Source organism: Mixta intestinalis (genome assembly GCF_009914055.1).
Classification (GTDB): Bacteria; Pseudomonadota; Gammaproteobacteria; order Enterobacterales; family Enterobacteriaceae; genus Mixta; species Mixta intestinalis.
Genome location: NZ_CP028271.1, coordinates 3626510 through 3645991 on the forward strand (window position 1 = coordinate 3626510; position 19482 = coordinate 3645991).

Annotated in this window: 20 protein-coding genes; 11 read left to right on the forward strand and 9 right to left on the reverse strand. The window is 52.6% G+C overall.

The window, feature by feature from the left end:
• The first annotated feature begins 1 nt into the window (after position 1).
• The 3 genes from cpxR to trmL are packed head-to-tail and all read left to right on the forward strand — an operon-like array spanning position 2 to position 2579.
• The gene (gene cpxR, locus C7M51_RS16880; protein ID WP_160622729.1) at positions 2-700 is read left to right on the forward strand and encodes an envelope stress response regulator transcription factor CpxR; all 699 of its coding nucleotides are present in this window, start codon (positions 2-4) and stop codon (positions 698-700) included.
• Positions 697-2070, forward strand: a complete 1374-nt coding sequence (gene cpxA / locus C7M51_RS16885; RefSeq protein WP_160622730.1) for an envelope stress sensor histidine kinase CpxA — start codon at positions 697-699, stop codon at positions 2068-2070. The genes cpxR and cpxA overlap by 4 nt, the downstream gene beginning before the upstream one ends.
• A gap of 35 nt (positions 2071-2105) precedes the next feature.
• Complete coding sequence (trmL, locus tag C7M51_RS16890) at positions 2106-2579, forward strand: tRNA (uridine(34)/cytosine(34)/5-carboxymethylaminomethyluridine(34)-2'-O)-methyltransferase TrmL (protein WP_160622731.1); 474 nt, start codon at positions 2106-2108, stop codon at positions 2577-2579.
• 20 nt (positions 2580-2599) lie between these two features.
• Here the strand turns inward: trmL and cysE are convergent, their stop codons facing one another.
• From cysE to C7M51_RS16915, 5 genes are all read right to left on the reverse strand, one after another.
• The gene (cysE, locus tag C7M51_RS16895; protein WP_160622732.1) at positions 2600-3421 is read right to left on the reverse strand and encodes a serine O-acetyltransferase; all 822 of its coding nucleotides are present in this window, start codon (positions 3419-3421) and stop codon (positions 2600-2602) included.
• Positions 3422-3492: 71 nt separating this feature from the next.
• Positions 3493-4512, reverse strand: coding sequence for an NAD(P)H-dependent glycerol-3-phosphate dehydrogenase (gene gpsA, locus C7M51_RS16900; protein WP_160622733.1), 1020 nt, complete (start codon positions 4510-4512; stop codon positions 3493-3495).
• A complete protein-coding gene (gene secB / locus C7M51_RS16905) occupies positions 4512-4973 on the reverse strand; it encodes a protein-export chaperone SecB (RefSeq protein WP_160622734.1) in 462 nt (153 codons plus the stop codon). The genes gpsA and secB overlap by 1 nt, the downstream gene beginning before the upstream one ends.
• A gap of 50 nt (positions 4974-5023) precedes the next feature.
• The gene (gene grxC, locus C7M51_RS16910) at positions 5024-5275 is read right to left on the reverse strand and encodes a glutaredoxin 3 (protein WP_160622735.1); all 252 of its coding nucleotides are present in this window, start codon (positions 5273-5275) and stop codon (positions 5024-5026) included.
• Positions 5276-5292: 17 nt separating this feature from the next.
• Entirely contained in the window at positions 5293-5724 is a 432-nt protein-coding gene (locus C7M51_RS16915) for a rhodanese-like domain-containing protein (protein WP_160622736.1), read from the reverse strand.
• Between the two features lie 381 nt (positions 5725-6105).
• On the opposite strand from C7M51_RS16915, the gene envC reads away from it, so the two are divergent.
• The 4 genes from envC to C7M51_RS16935 all read left to right on the forward strand — a co-directional run bounded on the left by envC (position 6106) and on the right by C7M51_RS16935 (position 10505).
• The gene (gene envC / locus C7M51_RS16920; RefSeq protein WP_425280979.1) at positions 6106-7365 is read left to right on the forward strand and encodes a murein hydrolase activator EnvC; all 1260 of its coding nucleotides are present in this window, start codon (positions 6106-6108) and stop codon (positions 7363-7365) included.
• 3 nt (positions 7366-7368) lie between these two features.
• The gene (locus C7M51_RS16925) at positions 7369-8286 is read left to right on the forward strand and encodes a divergent polysaccharide deacetylase family protein (RefSeq protein ID WP_160623685.1); all 918 of its coding nucleotides are present in this window, start codon (positions 7369-7371) and stop codon (positions 8284-8286) included.
• A gap of 85 nt (positions 8287-8371) precedes the next feature.
• Positions 8372-9604, forward strand: coding sequence for a glycosyltransferase (locus C7M51_RS16930; protein ID WP_160622738.1), 1233 nt, complete (start codon positions 8372-8374; stop codon positions 9602-9604).
• The gene (locus C7M51_RS16935; RefSeq protein WP_160622739.1) at positions 9597-10505 is read left to right on the forward strand and encodes a hypothetical protein; all 909 of its coding nucleotides are present in this window, start codon (positions 9597-9599) and stop codon (positions 10503-10505) included. The genes C7M51_RS16930 and C7M51_RS16935 overlap by 8 nt, the downstream gene beginning before the upstream one ends.
• Positions 10506-10549: 44 nt before the next feature.
• Here the strand turns inward: C7M51_RS16935 and tdh are convergent, their stop codons facing one another.
• Both tdh and kbl read right to left on the reverse strand, forming a co-directional pair.
• On the reverse strand, positions 10550-11578 hold the full coding sequence (gene tdh, locus C7M51_RS16940) for an L-threonine 3-dehydrogenase (RefSeq protein WP_160622740.1): 1029 nt from the start codon (positions 11576-11578) through the stop codon (positions 10550-10552).
• 11 nt (positions 11579-11589) lie between these two features.
• Entirely contained in the window at positions 11590-12786 is a 1197-nt protein-coding gene (gene kbl, locus C7M51_RS16945; protein ID WP_160622741.1) for a glycine C-acetyltransferase, read from the reverse strand.
• Between the two features lie 226 nt (positions 12787-13012).
• Between kbl and rfaD the strand changes: the two genes are divergently transcribed.
• The 4 genes from rfaD to C7M51_RS16965 are packed head-to-tail and all read left to right on the forward strand — an operon-like array spanning position 13013 to position 16910.
• On the forward strand, positions 13013-13945 hold the full coding sequence (rfaD, locus tag C7M51_RS16950) for an ADP-glyceromanno-heptose 6-epimerase (RefSeq protein ID WP_160622742.1): 933 nt from the start codon (positions 13013-13015) through the stop codon (positions 13943-13945).
• A 21-nt stretch (positions 13946-13966) separates the two neighbouring features.
• Positions 13967-15016, forward strand: a complete 1050-nt coding sequence (gene rfaF / locus C7M51_RS16955; protein ID WP_160622743.1) for an ADP-heptose--LPS heptosyltransferase RfaF — start codon at positions 13967-13969, stop codon at positions 15014-15016.
• A complete protein-coding gene (gene rfaC, locus C7M51_RS16960; protein WP_160622744.1) occupies positions 15013-15993 on the forward strand; it encodes a lipopolysaccharide heptosyltransferase RfaC in 981 nt (326 codons plus the stop codon). Before rfaF ends, rfaC begins: the two co-directional genes overlap by 4 nt.
• The gene (locus C7M51_RS16965; protein WP_160622745.1) at positions 15990-16910 is read left to right on the forward strand and encodes a glycosyltransferase family 2 protein; all 921 of its coding nucleotides are present in this window, start codon (positions 15990-15992) and stop codon (positions 16908-16910) included. Before rfaC ends, C7M51_RS16965 begins: the two co-directional genes overlap by 4 nt.
• A 19-nt stretch (positions 16911-16929) precedes the next feature.
• Here C7M51_RS16965 and C7M51_RS16970 read toward each other — a convergent pair whose 3' ends face one another.
• Positions 16930-18204 (reverse strand): O-antigen ligase family protein, encoded by a 1275-nt coding sequence (locus tag C7M51_RS16970; RefSeq protein ID WP_160622746.1) that lies wholly within the window; start codon positions 18202-18204, stop codon positions 16930-16932.
• A complete protein-coding gene (locus C7M51_RS16975) occupies positions 18197-19165 on the reverse strand; it encodes a polysaccharide deacetylase family protein (protein ID WP_160622747.1) in 969 nt (322 codons plus the stop codon). The genes C7M51_RS16970 and C7M51_RS16975 overlap by 8 nt, the downstream gene beginning before the upstream one ends.
• Positions 19166-19482: the final 317 nt, after the last annotated feature.

Here is a 19482-nt window from a genome sequence, read left to right on the forward strand (position 1 = left end):
AATGAATAAAATCCTGTTGGTAGATGATGACCGCGAATTGACTTCGCTGCTGAAAGAACTGCTTGAAATGGAAGGGTTTGATATCGTCGTTGCCGCCGATGGCGAGCAGGCACTGAACCTGCTTGATGACACCATCGACCTGCTATTACTCGATGTTATGATGCCGAAAAAGAACGGTATCGATACGCTGAAGGAGCTACGTCAGCAATATCAAACGCCGGTTATTATGTTAACCGCACGCGGCAGCGAGCTGGACCGTGTGCTGGGCCTGGAACTGGGCGCTGATGATTATCTGCCGAAGCCTTTTAACGATCGCGAACTCGTGGCGCGTATCCGGGCAATTTTGCGTCGTTCCAGCTGGAGCGAGCAGCAACAACTGCATGACAACAGCTCTCCTACGCTGGAGGTGGACTGCCTGCGCCTGAACCCAGGACGTCAGGAAGCCAGTTTTGATAACGTCACGCTGGATTTGACCGGCACCGAATTCACCCTGCTTTATCTGCTGGCGCAGCACCTGGGCCAGGTAGTATCACGCGAACATTTAAGTCAGGAAGTGTTGGGCAAACGCCTGACCCCGTTCGATCGCGCTATCGATATGCACATCTCTAATCTGCGCCGCAAGCTGCCGGAACGTCGCGACGGTCACCCCTGGTTTAAAACGCTGCGCGGGCGCGGATATCTGATGGTTTCCGCATCATGATAAGCAGTTTGACCACCCGCATCTTTGCCATTTTCTGGTTAACTCTGGCGCTGGTTTTGATGCTGGTATTGCTGCTTCCCAAGCTCGACTCACGTCAGCTTACCTCACTGATGGAAAGCGAGCAGCGTCAGGGCACCATGATCGAGCAGCACGTTGAGGCAGAGCTGATGCAAGATCCGCCCAACGATCTGATGTGGTGGCGCAGGCTATTCCGCGCTATTGATAAGTGGGCGCCACCGGGCCAACGTCTGCTGCTGGTTACCAGCGAAGGTCGAGTGATCGGCGCGCAGCATAATGAAATGCAGATTATCCGTAACTTTATCGGGCAATCTGACAATGCCGACCATCCGCAGAAGAAGAAATATGGTCGTGTCGAACTGGTGGGACCATTTGCGGTACGCGACGGTGAGGATAATTATCAGCTCTATCTGATGCGCCCAGCCAGCAGTTCACAGCTCGATTTTATTAACCTGCTGTTTGATCGCCCGCTGCTATTGTTGATTGTTACTATGCTGATCAGTTCGCCGTTGCTGCTCTGGCTGGCATGGAGCCTGGCGAAGCCAGCCCGTAAGTTAAAACATGCGGCGGATGAGGTGGCGAGCGGTAATTTGCGCCAGCATCCCGAACTGGAAGCAGGCCCGCAGGAGTTTCTTGCCGCCGGTTCCAGCTTCAACCAGATGGTGAGCGCGCTGGAACGGATGATGTCGGCACAGCAGCGTCTGCTATCCGACATCTCACACGAGCTCCGCACGCCGCTGACGCGTCTGCAGCTGGCAACGGCGCTAATGCGCCGTCGCTACGGCGAGGGTAAGGAGTTAGGACGTATTGAACTGGAAGCGCAGCGTCTCGACGGCATGATTAATGATCTGCTGGTCCTGTCGCGCACCCAGCATAAAAATGCACTGATCAGTGAAGCGATGAAAGCGAACCATCTCTGGAATGGCGTACTGGAGGATGCCGTTTTCGAAGCAGAACAGATGGGTAAAAAGCTGGAAGTGCCCTATCCACCTGGCCCCTGGCCGCTGTATGGCAACCCTCATGCGCTGGAAAGCGCGCTGGAAAATATTGTTCGCAACGCACTGCGCTACTCACATTCGCATATCTGCGTCAGTTTCTCAGTGGATAAGCAGGGCCTGACGGTGCATGTGGATGATGATGGTCCCGGCGTTAGTCCGGAAGATCGTGAACAGATATTCCGTCCCTTCTATCGCACCGATGAAGCACGCGACCGCGAATCCGGCGGCACAGGCCTTGGTCTTGCCATCGTGGAAACAGCGATACAGCAGCATCGGGGCTGGGTAAAAGCCGATGACAGTCCGCTTGGCGGCCTGCGTCTGACGATCTGGCTACCGCTGTACTCTGCGCGTTAATTTGTTATGCTTCGGCCCTCGTTATCGGGGGCCTTATGCTAAACATCGTCTTATTTGAACCTGAGATTCCGCCGAATACCGGCAATATCATCCGTCTGTGCGCCAATACCGGCTTCCAGCTGCATCTGATCGAGCCACTGGGTTTTGCCTGGGATGATAAACGTCTACGCCGCGCCGGGCTTGATTATCATGAATTTACCGCTATTAAGCGCCATGCTAATTTTGATGCCTTCTGCGCCAGCGAGCAGCCGGAGCGCCTGTTTGCGCTCACTACCAAAGGAACACCTGCTCACAGCGCGGTAAGCTATCAGGTTGGCGACTATTTGCTGTTTGGCCCGGAAAGCCGTGGATTACCGGCGTCAATTCTCGATGCGCTGCCGCCGCAACAGAAGATCCGCATTCCGATGCTGGCACAAAGCCGCAGCATGAACCTCTCTAATGCCGTTTCCGTTGTGGTATATGAAGCGTGGCGTCAGCTGGAGTATGTCGGCGCCCTGCTGAAAAGCTGACGCCGATAGCGTGATACTGATTAGATGCCATCACCGAACTCGAAGCCCGGCACCATGCCATTGAAGTGCTGATCCATATCCATCGAAGGTTTATCGCTGGCAGGCTTACCCACGATACGCGCCGGGACGCCAGCGGCGGTAGTATGCGGCGGCACCGGTTGTAGCACCACTGAACCCGCGCCAATTTTTGCACCGCGTCCAACTTCGATATTGCCGAGAATTTTCGCGCCAGCGCCAATCATTACGCCTTCGCGAATCTTCGGATGGCGATCGCCGCTGGTTTTGCCGGTACCGCCCAACGTGACCGACTGCAAAATAGAAACGTCATTTTCTACTACCGCCGTCTCGCCAATTACGATGCCGGTGGCATGGTCAAGCATGATGCCATTGCCGATACGGGCCGCCGGATGGATATCAACAGCGAACGAGACAGAGATTTCATTTTGCAGATACACAGCCAGCGCGCGTCGCCCCTGCATCCATAGCCAGTGACCAATGCGGTAAGCCTGGAGCGCGTGAAAACCTTTCAGATAGAGCAGCGGCGTGGAATATTTATCGATGGCCGGGTCGCGCAACAATACAGCCTGAATATCACGGGCGGCGGCAGCAATCATAGAGGGGTCCTGACGATAGGCCTCTTCCACAATCTCACGGATGGCGATAGCAGGCATGATCGCATTAGCCAGCTTATTAGCCAGCATATAGCTCAGCGCGCCCCCCAGGTTTTCATGCTTGAGCAGCGTCGCATGGAAAAAACTGGCCAGCATTGGTTCACAATCTGCAAGGGCGCGCCCTTCCGCTTTGATGTTATTCCAGACCAGACTTAACTCTTCATCCGACATTGCTCTCTCCCGATAAAAAAATAGCGTCCGGTTAACCCGGAACGCCACAGGTATGACAGCCGGGCACCGCCTCAGCGACTGCTGTTTTCATCCTTACGGGTACGCCCCAGCAGCGTTAATGCTGCCTCGCGCGCCGATTTTTCGCAATACAATACCTGATAAATTTGCTCGGTTATCGGCATTTCCACACCGTAGCGGGCCGCCAGCGCTTTTACCTCTTTGGTATTGCGATAGCCTTCCACCACCTGTCCAATCTGAGTTTGCGCACTTTCTACATCAACGCCCTGCCCCAGCATCATGCCGAAACGACGGTTACGTGACTGATTATCGGTACAGGTCAGCACCAGATCGCCCAGCCCCGCCATCCCCATAAAGGTAGTGGGATCGGCACCCAGCGCGGCCCCAAGACGGCTCATCTCCGCCAGGCCACGGGTAATCAGCGCGGTACGTGCGTTAGCGCCGAAGCCGATACCGTCAGAAATACCGGCACCGATGGCAATCACGTTTTTTACCGCTCCACCCAGCTGTACACCGATAAAGTCCGGGTTGTTATAGACGCGAAAGCTTTTGCCACAGTGCAGCAACAGCTGTAAATCGTCAGCAAACTGTGGATCGGTAGCGGCCAGTGCAATAGCAGTCGGCAGACCCGCCGCCAGCTCTTTGGCGAAAGTGGGCCCGGAAATGACCGCCAGCGGCAGCGCGTCACCGACAATTTCACGCGCCACATCCTGCAACAAACGTCCGGTTTCTCGCTCCAGACCTTTGGTTGCCCAGACGATGCGCGAATCGGGACGCAAATGCGGCTTAACCTGGGTCAGCACGTCGCCAAAAACATGGCTTGGCACTACGATCAGCAGATCGCGGCTGGCAGCAACGGCTTCCGCCAGGTCTGGCTCGGTTGAGAGGGTATCGGGAAAGGAAACATCGGGCAGGAAAGCGCTATTGCAGCGATCGGCTTCCAGCTGCGCCAGATGCTGCGGATTATGGCCCCACAACAGCACGGAATGGCCGTTGCGAGCCAGGGTAATCGCCAATGCGGTGCCGTAAGATCCGGCACCCAGCACGGTAACTGAAGCGTTACGCTTATTCATCAGGCATCCTGACGAGGTTCGCCGCCTTCTTGCTGCTGCAGATAGTTCATAAACAGCGCATCGAAGTTAACCGGCGCAAGGTTAAGTTGCGGGAAGGTGCCGCGCGAAACCAGGCTGGTGATGCACTCACGGGCATACGGGAACAGAATATTCGGGCAGTAAGCACCAAGACAGTGGGCCATCTGGGTGCCTTCGATACCGGCAATGGTAAAGATACCCGCCTGCTGTACTTCACACAGGAAAGCCGTTTCTGTACCCACGGACGCCGTTACGGTTACACGCAGTACCACTTCGTAAACCCCATCCGCCAGCGGGCTGGAAGCGGTATCCAGATCCAGTTTAACTTCCGGCTCCCACTCTTTCTGGAAAACCTGCGGCGCGTTAGGCGCTTCAAAAGAAATATCTTTGGTATAGATACGCTGGATCTGGAATGACATCTCGCTGGTGTTCTGTTCTGACATTATTATTTGGTCCTGTTAGTTAAAAAAATCCATCGTTACGCCAGTTGCCGTTATTTCAGCAGAGGATCGAGCCCTTCACGACTATCCAGCGCGTAAAGATCGTCGCAGCCGCCAATGTGCTGCGCATCAATAAAAATCTGCGGCACGGTGGTGCGTCCGCTGCGCTTAATCATCTCTTCGCGCTTGTTCGCATCGCCATCAATAGGAATTTCCTGGAAAGCAACACCCTTCTGCGCCAGCAGCGCTTTTGCCCGATGGCAATAAGGACAGGTTGCTTTGGTATAAATCTCTACGTTAGCCATATTCAGTACCTTTACGGTTATTTACCACGCACCAGCGGCAGATTTTCGCTGCTCCATCCGGCGACGCCATCTTTCAGCACGCTGACATGCTCGAAACCAGCCGCGTTCAGCTGAGCTGCCGATTCAAACGCAGAATTACCCGTCGCGCAAACTACAATTATGGGCTGTGCCTTATGCTTTTCCAGCTCGCCAAAGGTGCCCTTTTTAATATCTGCCGCCAGAATATTATGGGCGCCAGAAATATGACCTTTACGGAAATCGTCGCGGGAGCGGATATCCACAACAACCGCATCTTCCTTGTTAATCAGACGGGTGGCTTCTCCACGGCTGATGGCTTTAACTTTGGAAAACATGCCCTTAAATGTGGTCATGATTACCAAAACCAGCAACACGACCCATGCCAGACACAGAATGGGGTGATTGCTTGCGAATTGCATAAATTCTTGCATGAGGGGTAACAACTCCCGACAGGGTTAATAAGCGAAAATAAGGTTTCTGAGTATACCTGCGCCACCTCGCATGTACAGACGTGAAGCGGTCAGAGTTTCGTTTTCTGCCGCAGAAAAAGGAAAAAAATTGCCGCAGCGCAAACAAGACGGGAACGAAAGCCGAAAAAGGCACGGCAGAGGCCGCAATTATCCGCTAATGTCCTTTCAGGACAGAATTCAACCCACTCCCGGTATAACCATTGTGTTATTACAGCGCCTTTTGACATGAACAGAAACGGAAAAGCGTCGTTGTTAACTGGCAAGCCGCTATTCATCGTGGAATAATCGGTTCTTATGAGGGAAAAAGCATCAATTTCATATTCATGGACTTCAGGTAATTTTATGGACAGTTACGCGCCATTACGCAGCAGCCTCTCTGCGCTTTCCGTCAGCCTGTTATGCGCTGGCGCGTTGCTGTTGCCGCTGTATACGCACGCAGCGGAAGATAATAAATCCCAGCTTAAGTCTATTCAGCAGAGTATTGCGGAAAAAGAGAAAAGCGTCCGCCTACAGAAAATTCAGCGCAGCAAGCTGCTGGATCAGCTGCAAAGCCAGGAGAAAATCATTGCCGAGGCGAGCCGTAAACTGCGGCAGACAGAGCAGTTACTGAGCCGCCTGAATAAAGAGATCGCCACGCTAAACCGTTCTATCACCCAGCTGCAAAAGCGACAGAAACAGCAGGAAAGCCTGCTGGCCCAGCAGTTGGATGCCGCGTTTCGCCAGGGCAAGCACAGCGGACTGCAACTGTTGCTGAGCGGCGAAGAGAGCCAGCGCAACGAACGCATCCTGTCCTATTTCGGCTACCTCAACGAGGCACGCCAGAAAACCATCGGTGAGCTACAGCAAACGCGGCACGATCTGGCAGCGCAAAAAGCCGACCTGCTGAATAAACAAAATCAGCAAAAATCCCTGTTAACAGAGCAGCAAACCCAGCAGAAACGGCTGGAGCAGGCGCGCACGGCACGGAAAAAAACGCTGACATCTCTGGAAAACGCGCTGGAGAAAGATCAGGCCGATCTGGTAGAGATGCGTCAGAACGAAAGCCGCTTGCAGGATAAGATTGCACGCGCCGAACGCGAAGCAAAAGCCCGTGCCGAACGCGAAGCACGAGAAGCCGAGCAGGTGCGCAAGCGCCAGGCGCAGGCGAAAGCCAAAGGCTCTACTTATAAACCTACCGAAAGCGAACGCTCTCTGATGTCACGAACCGGCGGCCTGGGTCGTCCGGGTGGGCAGGCATTCTGGCCGGTACGTGGGCGGATTGAGCATCGTTTTGGCGAAACGCTACAGGGCGAGCTGCGCTGGAAAGGGCTGGTTATTAACGCCCCGGAAGGTGCAGAAGTGAAGGCCATAGCCGACGGACGCGTCCTGATGGCCGACTGGCTACAGGGATATGGTCTGGTAGTCGTGGTTGAACACGGTAAAGGTGACATGAGTCTGTATGGCTATAATCAGAGCGCGCTGGTTCGCACCGGCGATCAGGTCAGAGCCGGACAACCTATTGCGCTGGTCGGTACCAGCGGCGGGCGCGGTACACCGTCGCTCTATTTTGAAATTCGTCGCCAGGGACAGGCGGTCAACCCACTCCCGTGGTTAGGAAAATAAGTGTTGTTTTCAGTAAAAAAAATCGCGGTGCTGCTGAGCGGCCTTCTGCTGGCTGCCTCGGTACATGCCGCAAAACTCGCTATCGTTATCGACGATTTCGGCTATCGCCCGCAGCAGGAAAATCAGGTATTACAAATGCCGAACGCGATATCGGTTGCGGTGCTGCCAAATGCTCCCCACGCACATGAGATGGCGACTAAAGCCCACCAGCGCGGTCACGAAGTGTTGATCCATCTTCCTATGGCACCGCTCAGCAAACAGCCGCTGGAGCGTGACACCCTGCAACCAGAGATGAGCGCCGAAGAAATTGCGCGCATCATCCGTAATGCGGTGAATAACGTGCCCGGGGCCGTTGGTATGAACAACCATATGGGCAGTAAAATGACCTCCAGCCTGCCGGGTATGCTGAAGGTGATGCAGGTACTGGATCACTACAATCTCTACTTTCTCGACAGCGTGACCATCGGTAACAGTCAGGCAACGCGCGCCGCCGCAGGTACGCGGGTAAAAGTAATTAAGCGCCGCGTATTTCTTGATGATAACCAGAACGAGGCGGAGATTCGTAAGCAGTTTAACCGTGCGGTGCAGCTGGCACAGCGTAACGGCTCTGCTATCGCCATCGGTCATCCGCATCCCACTACCGTACGCGTATTGCAACAGATGCTACCTGCCCTACCAGCTAACGTCACGCTGGTACGTCCCAGCCAGTTACTGAACGAGCCGCAAATCGATCGGCCTGCGCCAATACCGGCACAGCCAGCGTCAAAGCCGCAACCAAAACCGCATAATCCGTTCCGCGGTATCGGCGTGTGTCGTGTAACGCAGCCGCTGGCACCGGTTCCGGCAACGCGCGCGATCGCCGTAGTGGCTGAGAGCATCCAACAGAGCCCACTGGTACAAAAAATAAGCAATCTGTTCTGAACGGTTCAGCATCGTCAGGGCGACAGTTAATCTCTATAATGTTGCCCTGATCACTCCACCTTCGTGGGCGTAAGGATATCGCGCGATGACGCAACCTCGACAAAAGATCCTGTTGCTGGATAACGGTAGAGAATGGGGCGGTGGCACCAATAGTATGCTGGAGCTGCTTAAGCGAATCGATCGCGCTCGTTTTGATGTTACCTGCTGTTTTTATTACAACTACCAGCGTGGTGAAGGTGAAACTATTCAATCGGTGCTGAACAAACTTGGCATTCCGGTCATCTTTATTCCGCAGCCCACGCAGCCGCGCTCTGCCAAATTGCAAAAAGAGCTGCTGCGTTCGCTGCTGTTTTTCAGCCGTGCGTTGAAAAAGCGCGTTGTTGATAAGGTCGATCGCCACTGGCGCGTTGAACCAAACGCGCGCAGACTGCGTGAGCTTTTGCAACAGGGCGGCTATGATACGCTTTATATGAATAACCAGCCCAGTACCAATGTCGAAGGCTATCTGGCCGTGCAGGATCTGCCGGTTGGCCTGGTACAGCACTGCCGTATTGAGCCGCAGCTGGATAAACGGCTGGTCAAAATGATTAATCAGCGCGCTGATGTGGTTATCGCCGTCTCCCACGGCGTTAACCAGACGCTACGCGCCCACGGCGTGGATGCGGCACGCTGTTTTACCGTTTCTAACGCCATTGATATCCACCAGCCGCTGCCCGATCGCAGTACGGTACGTGCTCGCCTCAATCTGCCGTCAGACAGCTTTTTGTTTGGCAGTATCGGCTCGCTGATCCCGCGTAAGGCCACGCATCATACTCTCCAGGCACTGAGCGCCTTTCGTCGCGCCTGTCCGCAGGTCAACTGGCATATGGTGATCGTTGGCGCTGGCCCGCAGCTGGAGGACCTGCAACGGCTGGCAGCGCGTGAAGGTATTGCCGATCGCGTGATTTTCACCGGCTTTCGCAATAATGCGCTCGATTATCTGGCGGCGATGGATGTCTTCGTCCTTGCCTCACGCAGTGAGGGCCTGCCGCGCGTGGTGCTGGAAGCAATGCTGGTCAATACGGCAGTGATCGGCTCAAAGGTGGTCGGTACCACCGAACTGGTCGATGATGGGCGCACCGGGCTATTGTTTAACTATGGCGATACGGCACAGCTCTGCACCCATATGCAGGCGCTCAGTCAGAATCACCAGCTGCGCCAGCGGTTGATTGCCCAGGCTAACGCCAATGTCAAAGAACACTATGCTATTGAGCATTATGTCGCAGGGGTTGAAGCCCTGCTGCACAGCGTAACCAGGAAAACTGAACCGCATGCTTAACTTCCTTAATCCACGATACCGTTATATTCAGTCGCGCCATAATATTCCCTATACCAGGCCAGAGTCGCAGGGCGACGTGCCGGTAACTTCGGTAGTTATTCCCTGTACCGGCACCGATTTTATCGAAGAGGCCGAGCTAAGCGCGCAGTTTGCCGCACGTTATACCGATCGTGTCGAAGAGATTGTTATCGTCAGCGATCAGCCCGCCGAACGGTTTTGTCATCTGCCGGAAAAAGCGCGCGTGGTGACATTGCAGGTCGCGGAACGGGAAGAAAGCTATCGCTACAAGCAGATTTACCGCAGCCGCCTGATTAAACTTCAGGCACCGTTGCAGGCTCGTACCGAAGGGATTTTGATGATCGATTCCGATCTCAACCTGTTAAAAATGCCGGATATCCGGATGAACAATGACCACATTTACTCCAGCTTCCGTCAGGGGAAAATGATTGCCAAGCTGGATAACGCCCCGGCGGAAAACCGTCCCGCCTACTATTCCGGTACGGTGCGTCCTTACCTGATCGATCATGTGAACGGCGCATTTCTGGCCGCGACGCGCCAGACATGGAAGCGTATCTGCCCGCTCTGGCTGACGCTGTTTCAGGATACCTGGGAATTAATGGATGATTCACAACCGCCAACCGATCAGCTACCGCTGGCCGCCCTGCTGGATCTGCTGGATCTCAAAACCATCAACCTCGGTGAGTGGATGAACTGGCCGGTTTCCAAGCGGATCGGCGGTCATGAAGCGGTTATTCCCAAAGAAGTGATCGGCGCGCACGGCGGTTTCCCGCTGTCCGAGTGGCAGAAATACCTGCAATCCCCCGACACGCCGCTGCTGTTTAAAGGCCAGGATTACACGCGCAAAGTGCGCTATCTGACCGACGCGGAGAAAAAGCAGTAATTATCCGGTAGCCCGCTATGAACAGCGGGCTACCGCTACAGGGATTAATCCCAGCTCAGCACGACCTTGCCGGAACGCCCGGAACGCATCTCATCAAAGCCTTGCTGGAACTCATCAATATGGTAGCGATGGGTAATCATCGGCGTCAGATCCAGCCCCGACTGAATTAATGCAGCCATCTTGTACCAGGTTTCAAACATTTCCCGTCCATATATTCCTTTGATAAACAACCCCTTGAAAATAACCTGATTCCAGTCAATCGCCATATCCGACGGCGGTATTCCCAGCAGCGCGATACGCCCGCCGTGATTCATCGCCTCCAGCATTGAACGGAATGCGGACGGCACGCCAGACATCTCCAGCCCCACATCGAAGCCCTCCGTCATGCCCAGCTCATTCATCACCTGCGACAGCGATTCCTTGCTGACATCAACCGCACGCGTAACGCCCATTTTCCGCGCCAGCTCCAGACGCCAGGCATTGACATCGGTAATAACGACATGACGTGCGCCAACATGCTTACACACCGCTGCCGCCATAATACCGATCGGCCCGGCACCGGTAATCAGGACATCTTCACCCACCAGATCGAACGAGAGCGCGGTATGTACCGCATTGCCGAAGGGATCGAAAATGGCCGCCAGCTCATCGGGAATATTGTCGGGAATTTTGAACGCGTTAAATGCCGGGATTACCAGATACTCAGCGAAGCAGCCCTGACGATTGACGCCAACGCCTACGGTGTTACGGCAAAGATGGGTACGTCCGGCGCGACAGTTGCGGCAGTGCCCGCAGGTAATATGGCCTTCACCAGAAACGCGATCGCCAATGGAAAATCCTTTCACTTCCTGACCAATCGCCACAACTTCACCAACATATTCATGCCCAACGATCATCGGCACCGGAATCGTTTTTTGTGACCATTCATCCCAGTTATAGATATGAATATCGGTGCCGCAGATAGCGGTTTTGCGAATTTTAATCAGCAGATCGTTATGGCCAGGTTCCGGAATGGGCGCATCGGTCACCATCCAAATCCCTTCTGCCGCCTTGAGTTTTGCCAGTGCTTTCATAACCGTTCTCCTCAGGCGATAACGCCCAGCTGTTTGCCGATGCGCGTGAACGCTTCTACCGCACGCTCAAGTTGCTGATGCGTATGGCCCGCTGAAATCTGCGTACGGATACGCGCCTGCCCTTTGGGCACCACCGGATAGAAGAAGCCGGTTACGTAAATACCTTCATCCTGCAACAGGCGGGCAAACTCCTGCGCTACTTTTGCCTCGCCCAGCATCACCGGAATAATGGCGTGATCGGCACCCGCCAGGGTAAAGCCCGCGTTGGTCATCGCCTCGCGGAAATAGCGTGCGTTTTCCCATAGCCGCTGGCGTAACCCGTCACCCTCGCTCAACATTGTCAGCACGCGCAGCGATGCGTTGACAATCGCCGGGGCCAGCGAGTTAGAGAACAGATAGGGGCGGGAGCGCTGCCGCAGCCATTCCACCACCTCTTTTTTCGCTGCGGTATAGCCGCCGGAAGCGCCGCCCAGCGCCTTGCCCAGCGTACCGGTAATAATATCGACGCGCCCCATAACCCCGCAGTACTCATGGGTACCGCGTCCGTTGTCGCCAACAAAGCCCACCGCGTGGGAATCATCCACCATCACCAGCGCATCAAACTCATCGGCCAGATCGCAAATGCCACGCAGGTTGGCGATAACGCCATCCATAGAGAAAACGCCGTCGGTAGCAATAAGAATATGGCGGGCACCGGCACGGCGCGCCTCTTCCAGCCGCTCGCGCAGCTCTTTCATATCGTTATTGGCGTAGCGATAGCGCTGCGCCTTACACAGACGTACGCCATCGATAATCGAGGCATGATTCAATGCATCGGAGATCACCGCATCTTCCGGCCCCAACAGCGTTTCAAACAGGCCTCCGTTGGCATCGAAACAGGAAGAGTAAAGAATGGCATCTTCCATTCCAAGAAACTCGGCCAGCTGCTGCTCCAGCTGTTTATGGATATCCTGCGTGCCGCAGATAAAGCGCACCGACGCCATGCCAAAACCGTGGCTGTCCATGCCTTCCTTTGCCGCCAGCACCAGCGCCGGATGGTTCGCCAGCCCCAGATAGTTATTGGCGCAGAAGTTAACCACTTCCTGTCCTTCGCCGATGCGGATATCGGCCTGCTGGGCCGAGGTAATAATTCGTTCCTGTTTAAACAGCCCTTCCTGTTGCGTCACCGCAAGCTGTTCATTAATTTGACGATAAAAATCTGCAGGCATTTTTATTCTCCGTTACCGGCTTACTGTCGGCACATCATACTGAACACCCGCCTTTCACACGATAATCTGCACAACAGAATGTGAATTTTGCAGCAGATATCACGGCTGACCAGAAGTTACATTCCGTAACGGACACCTCTGGCTGCCTGCACGCCAATGAAATGTTATGATAATGCTTATTTAGGCGTGGAGCCCTTCGCTCCGCCTCACTGTTAAGGTTAAACACATGATTATTGTGACTGGCGGCGCCGGTATGATCGGCAGCAATATTGTTAAAGCGCTGAATGATGAAGGCATTACCGATATCCTGGTGGTGGATAACCTGAAAGACGGCACCAAGTTCGTCAATCTGGTCGATCTCGACATCATCGATTACATGGATAAAGAGGATTTCATCGCCAGTATTATGGCCGGTGACGATCTGGGCGATATCGATGCGGTATTCCATGAAGGTGCCTGCTCCGCCACTACCGAGTGGGACGGCAAGTACATGATGGATAACAACTATCAGTACTCAAAAGAACTGCTGCATTTCTGCCTGGAACGCGAAATTCCGTTCCTCTACGCTTCCTCCGCTGCAACGTACGGCGGGCGTAACGATAATTTTATTGAAGAGCGTCGCTATGAGCAGCCGCTGAATGTTTACGGCTACTCTAAAATGCTGTTTGACCACTACGTGCGCCAGATCCTACCGGAAGCGAATTCCCAGGTTTGCGGCTTCCGCTATTTCAACGTTTACGGGCCGCGCGAAGGTCACAAAGGCAGCATGGCAAGCGTTGCTTTCCATCTCAATACCCAGCTCAATAACGGTGAAAATCCCAAGCTGTTTGAAGGCAGCGACGGCTTCAAACGTGATTTTATTCACGTTAGCGATGTGGCAGCAGTGAACCTGTGGTTCTGGAAAAACGGTGTTTCCGGTATTTTCAACTGCGGTACCGGGCGTGCCGAATCTTTCCAGGCGGTAGCGGACGCCGCGCTCGCCTTCCATCAGAAAGGTGCTATCGAATACATTCCTTTCCCGGAAAAACTGAAAGGACGCTATCAGGCCTTCACCAAAGCGGATCTCACCAAGCTGCGTGCGGCGGGCTACGATAAACCGTTCAAAACCGTAGCTGAAGGCGTGGCTGACTATATGGCCTGGCTCAACCGCGACGCATAATCACAAGGAAGGCGCACCGGCATGAAAATACTGGTAATCGGCCCCTCATGGGTCGGCGATATGATGATGTCGCAAAGTCTCTATCGCACGCTAAAGGCCGAACATCCTGATGCCGTAATCGATGTGATGGCACCGGCGTGGTGCCGTCCGTTGCTGTCGCGTATGCCGGAAGTTAACGATGCGCTGGCGATGCCGCTGGGCCATGGCGCACTGGCGCTGGGCGAGCGCTATCGTTTAGGCAAGGCGCTGCGCGATAAGCATTATCAGCGTGCTTTTGTGCTGCCCGGCTCGTTTAAATCAGCGCTGGTGCCCTTCTTCGCCGGTATTCCACGGCGCACCGGCTGGCGTGGCGAGATGCGTTACGGCCTGTTAAACGACCTGCGCAAGCTGGACAAACCGGCGTTTCCTCTGATGGTGGAGCGTTACGTTGCGCTGGCCTATGACAAAACCCGCATTAACAGCGCGCGTGATTTACCGCAGCCCCTACTGTGGCCGCGCCTGCGCGTTGAGCAGTATGAGATGCTGGATACCGCCGCGCAGTTTGCGCTCTTATCCGAGCGTCCCATTATTGGTTTCTGTCCGGGGGCAGAATTTGGCCCGGCTAAGCGCTGGCCGCACTATCACTACGCTACGCTGGCGCAGCAGCTGATTAGCGCTGGCTATCAGATAGTGCTGTTCGGCTCCGCAAAAGATAATGAAACTGGCGAGCAGATTCGCCAGACGCTGAGCGAAGCCGATCGTTCCCACTGCCGTAATCTGGCAGGCAAAACGCAGCTGGAGCAGGCAGTGATCTTACTGGCGCATTGTGCAGCAGTGGTCACGAATGATTCAGGTTTGATGCATGTCGCCGCCGCGCTTAACCGCCCGCTGGTAGCACTGTACGGCCCCAGCAGCCCAGATTTTACTCCGCCGCTGTCACAGCAGGCACGCGTGATCCGCCTGATTACCGGCTATCACAAAGTACGCAAAGGTGATGCGGAGCAGGGCTACCATCAAAGCCTGATCGATATCCAGCCCGAACGTGTTATGGAAGAGCTGCAAACTTTACTGAGCCAGCAGGAGCACGCATGAAGGTGCTGATTGTAAAAACCTCCTCAATGGGGGACGTGCTTCATACGTTACCTGCACTCACCGACGCGATGCAGGCAATACCCACGGTGCGTTTTGACTGGGTTGTGGAGGAAAATTTCGCGCAAATTCCTTCCTGGCATCCGGCCGTCGATCGCGTCTTACCCGTTGCTATACGTCGCTGGCGTAAGCACTGGTTTGGCAACCAGCAGCGAGAAGAGCGTGTACGTTTCAGGCAGGCATTGCAGTCACATGAATATGATGTGGTCATTGATGCACAGGGGCTGATAAAAAGCGCGGCGCTGGTAACGCGTCTGGCAAAAGGCATTAAGCACGGGCAGGACAGCCGCAGCGCGCGCGAGCCATTCGCCAGCTGGTGGTATGACAAGCGTCATGAAATCAGTAAACAACAGCATGCGGTAGAGCGTACCCGCGAGCTGTTTGCTAAAAGCCTCGGTTATGAAAAACCGCAGACGCCGGGCGACTACGCCATCGCTTCCCATTTTCTGGCGAACCCGCCAGCCGACGCTAATCGCTATCTGGTTTTTTTACACGCTACCACGCGTGAAAATAAACACTGGCCGGAAGATCACTGGCGCAGGTTGATTGAACTACTGGCACCGAGCGGATTGCAGATTAAACTTCCCTGGGGAGCCGAGCACGAACACCAAAGGGCTCAGCGCCTGGCGGCAGGCTTTAATCATGTAGAAGTCTTGCCTAAGCTAACGCTGGAGCAGGTTGCACGCACGCTGGCGGGTGCAAAAGCTGTCGTCTCGGTAGATACCGGGCTGAGCCATCTTACCGCCGCGCTCGATCGCCCAAACATTACCCTATATGGCCCAACAGACCCGGGGCTGATCGGTGGTTATGGCTTGAATCAGCAAGCGCTTCGCGCCCCTGAGAACGGCAATATGGCCACGATAAGTGCTGATATGGTGCAGCAGGCGCTACAGCCTTTATTACATGCGGAAATTTTATGAACTCCCCCCGCCTGAGTATTATTGTTACTGCTCATAACTGTGAAAAATGGCTGCAAGGAACACTTAACAGCATTGTCGCCTCAGCAGGCGACGCTCTGCCGCGTTGTGAGATTCTTATTATTAATGATGCTTCAGAAGATAATACACAAAGCATTATTGAAAGCTTTGCCGCGGTCTATCCTCAAATTCGTCATCAACAAACCCAGCTACGTAATATTGGTAAAGTTCGCAATTATGCTGTCGAACAGGCTCACGGCGACTATATACTTATGGTTGACGGTGATGATAAGTTACTTTCTGGTGCCATTTGTACACACTTGTCGATATTAGAAGAGACAACGCCTGATATTTTTTTAAGCAGACTGATTGAAGACAGGGGCAGTAAAGCAAGCCGCACCGTTGTATGGCATAATTGCCTTCCCGAAATGCTGAGCCATGATGAGGCGATCGCTCGATTTTTGGTACATCGAGATATTCAGGCTCATTTTATCGGCCAGTACTTTCTTCGCAGCTTATTGCTGGATTATCCTTTTCCTCCTTTTATTTGCTATGAGGATGCCTGGCTTTTTCCTTTACTGTTAACTAAAAGTCGGAAAACTTTATATTCTAAAGATGGATTTTATCTTTACAATAAACATGCTTCCAGCCTGTCAACAACTGTCCATCCTGACAAAATTTCCTGTTTGCTAACGGCTACCGGGCATATGGATGAAGTCCTTCCGTCTCATTTTAACTCGCTTATCACTTGCCACTGGATAGATATTGCTAACCGATATAAGGAAATATTAAAGTCGACCGGTGAGTGGGAAAAAGTAATAAGAAGAATTAATCAGCAAAACTTATTTTCTTTTCTCTTTAGTAATAAAATAAGGTGGAGTTATAAGCGTAAGATGTTAAAAGTAAGGCGGCTGAAGTAGCCGCCCATTGATACGATAGCTATCGCTTCTGCTGTATAGTAATTAGGTCTTTCCATATAACGCTCAGGATAAGCAGAAGCGAAGTACAAACCGTCAACTCGCGGCTGATAAAAACAACGTCCGTCAGGCCACTTATTATTACTATGGCTATCACAGAAAGTAGCAAAGCGTTTTTTCTACGCAGCGCGTTAATCAAAATTATCATGTAAAACAAAAGTATCGTCAAAGCACCAAGTATACCTTGCAGGGTCGCGCTATCGATTAATTCATTATGCAAGTGCACGGAGACATAGGGCAGCGCGCTGGCATCACGATGATGTTCTTTAACATAGCGCTTAAACCACGTTTCCCTTTGTTCCATATTCATTCCCAGCGGATATGCTCTGAAACAGGCTATACCTATATTCCACATAGCAAACCGGCTGGTTAACGATCCCATTTTGTTTCCCTGATCCTGACTATAGCGATCAATTTCAGTAATCGTTTTGTCCAGTCTGGGTTTAATCATCGGCTGGTAGCATGCTGCGCCAAGCAAAAGTATAGCGATAAAGCTTCCCACAGCAGCTCTCCAGCCTAAATACTTAAACTGGAGCAAGCCAATAAAAAATATAACAACCGGAAACGCTGCCATCATATTACGTGTACCGGTCTGAATAATAATAAACCATGAGATAATAAATAAAGCCAGGCACCATAAAATCTGGTGTTTTTTACTTTTTTTTGCCGCTACTATAAAAATAGTAATCGCTGATAACATCGCATAGCCATAAGCTGAAACCGTAGCGCGATCCAGACTAAATTCCACTCGCTGAGAACCACTTAAAAATTGATAGAAGCCATAACCCGTCGCGCTAATAAAAGCAATAAACAATCCCCACTCTACAATACGCTGACTGAGTAAAGGAAAATGTGCATACTCTTTAAACAGATAGTAACCTATAACGGCAGCTATCAATAAACGTTTCCCGGCATTAAGATAGTCATTAAAAGGATTTAACTCTGGCTGCCCCAAATAGTGCCAGTAGAACCAGATCACTTTACTGGCACCGAGTAAAACCAGCGCTCCTACCAACCAAATATGGCTGCGGTTAATTTGTCGCCAGCTTACGATAATTCCTGGGATTGAAAAATAAAATGCCCAGTAAAAAGCTACCTTTGCTGATTTTTCATCAATAAAGGTGCATATAACGGAAAGCATAACGGTTGACAACGCAAAAAAATATAACAGTTCTCGCCAGTTTAATTTCATTTTTGAAATCTTTATCCAGCCTGTAAAAGGTTGTCCCTTAATCATTCTTACCACACCTAAAATATTGATAATATTCCGCCAGCGTCATGCCGCGCGTACGCGCCTGTAGCCAACTAAATAGCCCTTCTAAATCCTCATACAGCCGTTCAATATCCGCTTCGTTTTTAAAGGTTGGGCTGCCATCCGGCATAAATTCTGACGAGTGCAGCATAAACTCCACATAATCATTTCCCTCCGCCAGACTTGCCTCCACAACCTGTTGCATCGCGACCAGATTGCCGCCTGATGGACGCAGCCAGTTAACCGAAGGGCCACGTGTTTTGCCGCGCAGTCGATGGTAACCCTGCTTCAGGCGGTTCACCAGGGCGGAGTGCTTATATTGAGTGCTCATCGGTACCTCCAGCAGGGTTGATGCGCCGCTGCGTGAGATATCGTCCGGATCGAGAAAATAAGCGTGATGGGGAAAATGAGTATAATCCGTACCGCCCTGTCCCTGCGGTACACCCGGTGAATTACGCCAGCTTACGCGCGGCGTCACCGAACAGTCCACCTGATAGCCAAGCTCACGCAGCACAGCGGCATAACGCTCATCAAACGCCCATCGACCAGCACGATGACTTACCATTTTCGTCTGGAATTTCTCCTCCAGCAGATCGGTCATAAATTTGACCTTAGCGCGCAGCACGTTATCCGGGTACTCAATAAGATAAGGCTGCCAGCGCCAGTCATCATCCGTTAACGCTACTTCTGGTGGGCTGTTCCAGGCATGCAGATGCATACCAACCTCTGCCTGACCGCGTGTAATGGCATCACGTGCAAACTCTACGTAGGCGGGATCGCCAGCCATTTCATAGTTAGTCAGCCACGTTGGCTTAAAACCATATTTTTCACAGAGCGCCTGAAAACGCGGTAAAAAAAGCGTATTCCGCGTTGTAATGGTTCGATGATTGCGCCAGAGATTGTCGCCTTCGGTATCAATTGTGATGAGAAAAGCTGGTTTATTCATCTTGCGTCTAACGCTCCACAGGTTAAGCCGCCATGTTACGCAGCCCGTTTCTTAAGGGCAAAATTATTTCATCCTCAGGATTTTATCCTGTGCAGTTAACAACTAATTAAATGTGTATTAATTAAGCCTTTATGAACGCATCTCTGGGTTTGTTTAGCGGATACGATGGAGTAATCTTCACCGACAATGTAGCGCTATGCCAGTAAGCTTACAGGAACATATTCCCACTTACATTTGCTTATCGACGTTAAAAAACGAATAACTTAACTAACGACAAGATTGCTTTTACACTTTTATCAGTGCGTAGTTGTTGTTGT

What these genes read in the sequence shown, in the direction of transcription:
- C7M51_RS16970 (WP_160622746.1), bottom strand. Translation starts at nt 18,204, where the DNA reads ATGATTAAGGGACAACCTTTTACAGGCTGGATAAAGATTTCAAAAATG.
- trmL (WP_160622731.1), top strand. Translation starts at nt 2,106, where the DNA reads ATGCTAAACATCGTCTTATTTGAACCTGAGATTCCGCCGAATACCGGC.
- C7M51_RS16965 (WP_160622745.1), top strand. Translation starts at nt 15,990, where the DNA reads ATGAACTCCCCCCGCCTGAGTATTATTGTTACTGCTCATAACTGTGAA.
- rfaF (WP_160622743.1), top strand. Translation starts at nt 13,967, where the DNA reads ATGAAAATACTGGTAATCGGCCCCTCATGGGTCGGCGATATGATGATG.
- grxC (WP_160622735.1), bottom strand. Translation starts at nt 5,275, where the DNA reads ATGGCTAACGTAGAGATTTATACCAAAGCAACCTGTCCTTATTGCCAT.
- cysE (WP_160622732.1), bottom strand. Translation starts at nt 3,421, where the DNA reads ATGTCGGATGAAGAGTTAAGTCTGGTCTGGAATAACATCAAAGCGGAA.
- envC (WP_425280979.1), top strand. Translation starts at nt 6,106, where the DNA reads ATGGACAGTTACGCGCCATTACGCAGCAGCCTCTCTGCGCTTTCCGTC.
- rfaD (WP_160622742.1), top strand. Translation starts at nt 13,013, where the DNA reads ATGATTATTGTGACTGGCGGCGCCGGTATGATCGGCAGCAATATTGTT.
- C7M51_RS16975 (WP_160622747.1), bottom strand. Translation starts at nt 19,165, where the DNA reads ATGAATAAACCAGCTTTTCTCATCACAATTGATACCGAAGGCGACAAT.
- rfaC (WP_160622744.1), top strand. Translation starts at nt 15,013, where the DNA reads ATGAAGGTGCTGATTGTAAAAACCTCCTCAATGGGGGACGTGCTTCAT.
- cpxR (WP_160622729.1), top strand. Translation starts at nt 2, where the DNA reads ATGAATAAAATCCTGTTGGTAGATGATGACCGCGAATTGACTTCGCTG.
- C7M51_RS16930 (WP_160622738.1), top strand. Translation starts at nt 8,372, where the DNA reads ATGACGCAACCTCGACAAAAGATCCTGTTGCTGGATAACGGTAGAGAA.
- tdh (WP_160622740.1), bottom strand. Translation starts at nt 11,578, where the DNA reads ATGAAAGCACTGGCAAAACTCAAGGCGGCAGAAGGGATTTGGATGGTG.
- cpxA (WP_160622730.1), top strand. Translation starts at nt 697, where the DNA reads ATGATAAGCAGTTTGACCACCCGCATCTTTGCCATTTTCTGGTTAACT.
- gpsA (WP_160622733.1), bottom strand. Translation starts at nt 4,512, where the DNA reads ATGAATAAGCGTAACGCTTCAGTTACCGTGCTGGGTGCCGGATCTTAC.
- secB (WP_160622734.1), bottom strand. Translation starts at nt 4,973, where the DNA reads ATGTCAGAACAGAACACCAGCGAGATGTCATTCCAGATCCAGCGTATC.
- C7M51_RS16935 (WP_160622739.1), top strand. Translation starts at nt 9,597, where the DNA reads ATGCTTAACTTCCTTAATCCACGATACCGTTATATTCAGTCGCGCCAT.
- kbl (WP_160622741.1), bottom strand. Translation starts at nt 12,786, where the DNA reads ATGCCTGCAGATTTTTATCGTCAAATTAATGAACAGCTTGCGGTGACG.
- C7M51_RS16915 (WP_160622736.1), bottom strand. Translation starts at nt 5,724, where the DNA reads ATGCAAGAATTTATGCAATTCGCAAGCAATCACCCCATTCTGTGTCTG.